Raw genomic sequence first — 2,318 nt, forward strand, 5'->3', positions numbered from 1 at the left:
CCCTCGCCGGCGTACGGCGGCGCCGTCACCGCGAACCCGGGGCGGGCGGCTCCGCGCCCGAGCCCGCCCTGGCCGGCGGCCACGGCGAGGAGGGTCCATGAGCGAACGGATCGACGAGCCCACACGCCGGGCGAAGGAGGGGTCATGAACGTGTGGATCGCCGTGGTCGCGACCGGCCTGGGCTGCTACGGGCTCAAGCTCGCCGGGCTGGTCATGCCGCAGCGGGTGCTCGGCGACCCGAGGGTCCGGCGCTTCAGCGAACTCGTCCCGGTCGCCCTGCTGACCGCGCTGATCGTCGTCCAGTCACTGGCGAACGGCCGGACCCTGGAGCTGGACACCCCACGCCTGGCGGGCCTGGCCGCCGCCGTCGCGGCCCTGCTCCTGCGCGCGCCGTTCCTGGTCGTCCTCATCGTCGCCGCCGCGCTGACGGCCGGCCTACGCCTCCTGGGCGTGTGAGCGACCCGCTGACGACCGGGCGCGTAGATGACGTCGCCGCGGCGGCGGGCCAGGCGGATGAGGGCGGCGTTTTCTTGCCCTCGGCCCGTCTCTTGTCGTAGTAGGTCCTGCTCACGGGGGTCGGACAGGGACGCGAACGCGGGAGAACGGTGGCAGCCCACGGATCCGGTTGACCAGGCGGTCGGCCTCGCTCCCTGGAAGTCCCCGTCGAATCCGACGGGGACTTCCAGGGAGCGACGGGTGGAAGGGCTGGGTGTGGCTGTGGATAGGCGCGTCCGGTTCGTTCCCCGGTGCGGTGTGAGGGCGTTTTCGTTCGGGGGCGGCCCGGCCGGGACAGGCCATGCTCTGGCCGGGTCAGGTCACGTGTGCTCGCCGGGTCGCCCGGGGCGGGGATTTCGCGACCCTCGGTGACGAGCGCCGCCCCGCGATTCTGCTAACGCGGCACCCTTTGCTTTGTAGAAAACCAACCTCTGACTGACTTATTGACAAGGTAATTTTCCTTCTTCACCCTCGGTGGCACCCCGGCAGGCCTGCCACGTCCCATCCCCCTCGGATCGAACCGAACGGAGGCAGTCATGGGTTGCTCTAACAGCGGCGCACCCGCCTACGGCGAGATGTCGTGGTTCTGCTGCGGTGCCGCCTGGGGTCCGTGCGGCAGCGCCGGCGGCGGTGCCTGCGGAACCTGCAACTCCAGCTCCCACCAGTGCGCCTGGCCGAACGCCTCGGACGCCTGTTTCAACATCACCCGGCCCGACCAGTGCGGCGAGGGCCTGGCCCGGCGTACGTGCGGCCACGTCTTCTACGTCACCAGTCAGTGCAGCGGTTCGTGCGTCAGCGTCTCGATCGCCGACTGCGGTCCGGACACCAACTCGTTCTGCGGCGAGCGGACCTGCTGCGGCTCGGCCTGTGCCAGCAACCGCATCATCGACCTGACGCCCTCCGCGTACAGCGCGATCGCCAGCCTTTCCACCGGTCTCTCCCCCGTACGCATCGACAGTTAGCCGGAGGCCCCGCCATGCCCAGTACCGACCGCCGCCGGTTCCTCACCTCCGCGGTGCTCGGCGGCTCCGCCGTCGCCGGCGCCACCGCGCTCGGCTCCCTCGCCCCCGAGTCCGCGTTCGCCGCCCCCAGGATCGACCTGGAGCCCGGCACCCGCGACCCGAACTTCGCCGAGGGCCGGATCACCGCGATCAGCGGTTCCCTGCTCAAGGTCTCCGGCTCCGACAAGGCGCTTCACCGCATCTACGTCACCCACGGCACGAGCGTCTGGAAGCTGCGGCCCACGACGTTCGACGAGATCAAGGTCGGCGACGGCCTGTACGCCCGGGGCGTGAAGATGCCCGACGGCGCGCTCGCCGCGGACGCCGTCTGGGTCAACATCGTCAACATGGACGCGTTGATCACCTCGATCGACTCGGGCAAGGTGCACCTCGACCACCACGGCAGCAAGGTCGTCGGCCACGTCGTGAACGGCACGACCGCCGCGGTGTACAACCACACGCCGGCCATCTCGGACCTGTCCGGGCTCCAGGTCGGCAAGCACGTCAAGGTGATCGGCGCCTGGCGGCCCGACACCAACGAGGTCGACATCGCGACCGTCTACGCCGGCATCTGAGGAGGGAGTCACCATGGTCGAGTGGCCGGCGTCGGTCCAGCCGCTGTTCATCGGCGGCACGCTGCTGTGGTCGGGCGGGCTCAAGTGCTTCGGCCGGTCCGCGCGGCGGTCCGCCGAACGCTCCGCGCTCCCCTCGCTGGTCGGCGAGGGCCGGGCCTTCGCCGCGTACCGGCTGACCGGGGCGCTGGAACTGGCGCTGGCCGCCGCGCTTCTGCTGCCGCCCGCGTACGCCGTGGAGGCGGCCGCG

General features: G+C 71.2%; 4 protein-coding genes and 1 pseudogene. 3 read left to right on the top strand and 2 right to left on the bottom strand.

All coding sequences use genetic code 11. From position 1 onward, the window contains the following. Window positions 1–144: 144 nt before the first annotated feature. Window positions 145–456 (top strand): branched-chain amino acid transport AzlD family protein, encoded by a 312-nt coding sequence (locus tag ACFFNX_RS47990; protein WP_378213107.1) that lies wholly within the window; start codon window positions 145–147, stop codon window positions 454–456. Window positions 457–1,060: 604 nt separating this feature from the next. On the opposite strand, the gene ACFFNX_RS47995 is transcribed toward ACFFNX_RS47990, so the two are convergent. Both ACFFNX_RS47995 and ACFFNX_RS48000 read right to left on the bottom strand, forming a co-directional pair. Further along, a complete protein-coding gene (locus ACFFNX_RS47995) occupies window positions 1,061–1,198 on the bottom strand; it encodes a hypothetical protein (protein WP_378213108.1) in 138 nt (45 codons plus the stop codon). Window positions 1,199–1,267: 69 nt separating this feature from the next. Beyond that, the gene (locus tag ACFFNX_RS48000; protein WP_378213109.1) at window positions 1,268–1,426 is read right to left on the bottom strand and encodes a hypothetical protein; all 159 of its coding nucleotides are present in this window, start codon (window positions 1,424–1,426) and stop codon (window positions 1,268–1,270) included. Between the two features lie 45 nt (window positions 1,427–1,471). On the opposite strand from ACFFNX_RS48000, the gene ACFFNX_RS48005 reads away from it, so the two are divergent. Both ACFFNX_RS48005 and ACFFNX_RS48010 read left to right on the top strand, forming a co-directional pair. After that, complete coding sequence (locus tag ACFFNX_RS48005; protein WP_378213112.1) at window positions 1,472–2,071, top strand: DUF5666 domain-containing protein; 600 nt, start codon at window positions 1,472–1,474, stop codon at window positions 2,069–2,071. A gap of 13 nt (window positions 2,072–2,084) precedes the next feature. After that, window positions 2,085–2,318 (top strand): annotated as a pseudogene (locus ACFFNX_RS48010) (MauE/DoxX family redox-associated membrane protein); the annotation flags it as partial.

The organism is Actinoallomurus acaciae (genome assembly GCF_042429965.1).
Taxonomy (GTDB): Bacteria; Actinomycetota; Actinomycetes; order Streptosporangiales; family Streptosporangiaceae; genus Actinoallomurus; species Actinoallomurus acaciae.